4 protein-coding genes and 1 rRNA gene are annotated in these 3,749 nt (G+C 40.3%); all 5 read left to right on the forward strand.

Annotation, left to right across the window (positions count from 1 at the left end; all coding sequences use genetic code 11):
- The first annotated feature begins 171 nt into the window (after window positions 1-171).
- Window positions 172-1,212 (forward strand): aldose epimerase family protein, encoded by a 1,041-nt coding sequence (locus G602_RS0123320; protein WP_026661198.1) that lies wholly within the window; start codon window positions 172-174, stop codon window positions 1,210-1,212.
- Window positions 1,213-1,236: 24 nt separating this feature from the next.
- The gene (locus tag G602_RS28220; RefSeq protein WP_049945446.1) at window positions 1,237-2,547 is read left to right on the forward strand and encodes a DUF5711 family protein; all 1,311 of its coding nucleotides are present in this window, start codon (window positions 1,237-1,239) and stop codon (window positions 2,545-2,547) included.
- A 24-nt stretch (window positions 2,548-2,571) separates the two neighbouring features.
- On the forward strand, window positions 2,572-2,751 hold the full coding sequence (locus G602_RS30735) for a hypothetical protein (protein WP_155830063.1): 180 nt from the start codon (window positions 2,572-2,574) through the stop codon (window positions 2,749-2,751).
- Window positions 2,752-2,853: 102 nt separating this feature from the next.
- Window positions 2,854-3,306 (forward strand): CvpA family protein, encoded by a 453-nt coding sequence (locus tag G602_RS0123330; RefSeq protein WP_026661199.1) that lies wholly within the window; start codon window positions 2,854-2,856, stop codon window positions 3,304-3,306.
- A 321-nt stretch (window positions 3,307-3,627) separates the two neighbouring features.
- Window positions 3,628-3,749, forward strand: a 16S ribosomal RNA gene (locus tag G602_RS0123335); the annotation flags it as partial.

The following is a 3,749-nucleotide window of genomic DNA, read 5'->3' on the forward strand; positions in this document are numbered from 1 at the left end:
TCCTGACATACCAAATCAAGATGTGCAGGATTATCTCCTGACATACTAATAGCAAGATGCGCAGGATTATACCCTGGCATATTAATAGCAGGAAGTGTAGGATTTTACCCTCGCCTTCCCCTTGGGGGGAAGGTGGCACGAAGTGCCGGATGAGGGGGAATGGAGGACAACATGAGTGTGAAAAGAGAGTTTCTTGGAGAAACAAAGGACGGAGCACCTATCTACGGCTACCATATGACAAATGACCAGGGTATGGAAGTTTGCCTTATGAACTACGGCGCAGCAATCCGCAATATTTTTGTAAAAGATAAGGATGGAAAACTCAGAGACGTAGTTCTTGGTTTTGATAATCCTGAGAATTATTTTGACAACCCTTGCTTTTTAGGCGTAGTGGTTGGCCCTGTTGCAAACAGAATCGGTGGAGCAGCCTATTCCATAGATGGTAAAAATTTCCAGATGCCTGTAAATGACGGCCCTAATAACCTTCACAGCGATTTTGATAACGGCTTCCACAAAAGAGTATGGGAAGCATCCGAGACTGACAATAGCGTCACATTTACACTTAATGCTGAGGATGGGGACATTGGATTTTCGGGAAACAGGGTATTTTCTGTAACCTATACACTTTCCGAGGATAATTCACTTTCGCTTCACTATCATGCAACCAGTGATGCAAAGACTCTGATTAACATCACAAATCATTCCTACTTCAATCTTCGTGGGCATGACTCAGGTACTATTACAGATCATATTGCGCAGTTCAATTCCGGAAAAACTACTGTTGTAGGAGAAGGTCTTATTCCTACCGGCGAAATAGCAGATGTTGATGGTACACCTTTTGATTTCAGAAAAGAAAAGGCCATCGGACTTGAAATTGATGCGGATGACGCTCAGTTAAAGCTTGGACAGGGGTATGACCATAACTTCATAATCGATAATGCAGACGGCACAAGAAGAACCTTTGCTACAGTTACATGCCCGGAGTCAGGTATCACAATGCAGTGTTCCACAACACTCCCTGCATTCCAGTTCTATGCAGGCAACTGTCTTGAAGCAGACGGCGGCAAAAATGGAGCAGTCTATAAGAAAAGAGAAGGCTTTTGTCTCGAGACACAGATTTATCCGGATGCAATCCATCATGACAATTTCCCGGATGCAGTATTCGGACCTGAGCGAGAGTATGATTCCATAACAGTCTATCGCTTTATGTAACAAGTTTTCGGAAAAGAGTTTTAAATGGCAGAAGTCAAGGATTTCACCAAGTATTTAAAAAAATTACAAAGAAAAAACGATGAGGATAAGGACGACAATCCCTTTGAGGCATTAAATAGAGATTACGATTGGAATGATCAGGCTGACATAGCTGATTCCGGTGAGTATGACGGTTATGACAGTACCGGTCCATCCTATAAGGAACGTATCAGAAAACATAGGATAGCGGTTGCTGTCAGAACCATAGCGGGCATAGTAATAACCGCACTTATAGTTGCGGCTGTGTATGTCAGCTGGAGGGATAAGCATTTTACAGAAAGTTCTATTACATCCTCTGTGAAAATCGCGGACGCTTCAGGGGCTAAGGCAATTAATCTCGAAGGCTATGTTCTCACATACAGTAAAGATGGCGTAAGCTGTCTGGATGGTGAAGGACAGCAGCTTTGGAATCAGACCTATCAGATGCAGAATCCTACGGTGCATACCTGCAAAAACGTAGTGGCTATCGGGGATTACAATGGGCATAATATTTATGTTGCCAATACCGGCGGAGCATTGGGAGAGATAGACACAAACCTTCCCATCAGAGATTTTTGCGTGGCTTCCCAGGGAGTTGTTGCTGCAGCTTTGGATGACAAGAGTGTCACCTGGATTTATCTTTTTGACGCTACAGGCAATACACTTGCCAGCTTCAAGACCACCATGCAGGACAGCGGCTATCCGATTGATATCTCAATATCTCCCAGCGGGGAGCTGGTATGTGTGTCTTATCTGAAAGCTGATAGCGGAAAACTGAAGACCAGTGTTGCATTCTTTAACTTTGGTGCTGTTGGACAGAATCTTGCTGATAATTATGCAAGCGGCTATGATTACCCTGATGTAGTTGTTCCGTATGTTCAGTTTATGAACGACTCCAAGATATTTGCGGTCGCCGACGACAGAATCATGTTTTATTCAGGAAAAGAAGTTCCGACCAGTCAGACTGAAAGCCTGACCGGAGACGAAGAGATCAAATCGGTTTTCTATAATGATACACATGTCGGAATTGTTTTTGTAAACAATACTGAAGAAGGTGCATACAGACTTCAGATTTATGGTGAGACTGGTAATCTTGATACGACCATATATTTTGATACAGAATATGTGGATGTTCTCTTCGATAATGGACAGATTGTTGTCTATGGAGAAAACGAATACATCCTATATGACATGAAGGGTACGGAAAAATACAGAGGAACCTTCGACCGTGCAGTAAAGGTAATGGTACCTACAAATGTCAGAAGCAAATTCCTTCTTGTCACCGAAAGATCACTCGATACACTTGAGCTAAAATGATTTTATAAAACAGATGGTTATTTAGTGACAGATGGTTATTTAGTGACAGATGGTTATTTAGTGACAGATGGTTATTTAGTGACAGATGGTTATTTGGTGACAGATGATTATTTAGTGATAGATGATTATTTAGTGATAGATGATTATTTAGTGATAGATAATTATTTAGTGACAGATGATATATATTATTTGTTGAGAAGATGACATAACAATATAGTATATTTTTATTGAGAAGATGACATAACAAATTAAAGCCTTCTCCCTCTGGGAGAAGGTGTCAGCGAAGCTGACGGATGAGGGTAAAACATGGACATCATGGAATTTATCAAAACACCGCAGGTGATAGTTTCACTTGCGGTTTTAATTGTATTACTGTGGAGAATCTCAAATGGCTATAAGTATGGACTTGTTTCTGAACTTATAGAAATAGCTTCTCTCGCTGTGGGTTTTGTAATATTTACCCTGACAGCCGGATCGATTGGCAAATTATTACATGGAGAGAACCTGCATATATTTAAAACAATAATTCAAATAGCAATTGTAGTTGCTATATATAGAGTTATAAACGGAATTGCAAAAGGAACAAAAAGTTCGGGCAAAGTACCTATATTAAGCAGTGCGAATAAGATTCTCGGAGCATGTTTCGGTGCTGTCGAGACTTATATGTGGGTTATGCTCATACAATATATAGTAGGCTATAAAATTGATTCGGCAATTTCATTTACATTTTCAAAAATTATTAGTTGCATTCGTGTTTAAGGAATGCTATAATCAACATCGCTCACTTCGAGAGAGCATTATTTAAGAGCTGATAACTACTTATAATTTTTCTCGAAACAAGCTATTAAAAATTTAAAAAAGTTCTTGACAGAAAGCTCACAACATGATATTCTATCAGAGTTGCGGCTGACAAGCCAAGACAAAGCACATTGACAATGAAATAGTAATGCAACCCTGAAAATTCCAAAAAGAATATTCAGAGAACAAAACCTAACAAGGTAAAACGGACAGAACAAAAAGCCAAGCTTAAGTTCTGGTCAGACGAACGATATTAAGTCATTTGACTTGATATAAACATTTAAACGTGAGAGTTCGATCCTGGCTCAGGATGAACGCTGGCGGCGTGCCTAACACATGCAAGTCGAACGGAGATTTAACGCTGATGAGACTTCGGTCAATTCTTGTTAAATCTTAGTGGCGGA

It is taken from the genome of Butyrivibrio sp. AC2005, from assembly GCF_000424145.1.
Classification (GTDB): domain Bacteria; phylum Bacillota; class Clostridia; order Lachnospirales; family Lachnospiraceae; genus Butyrivibrio.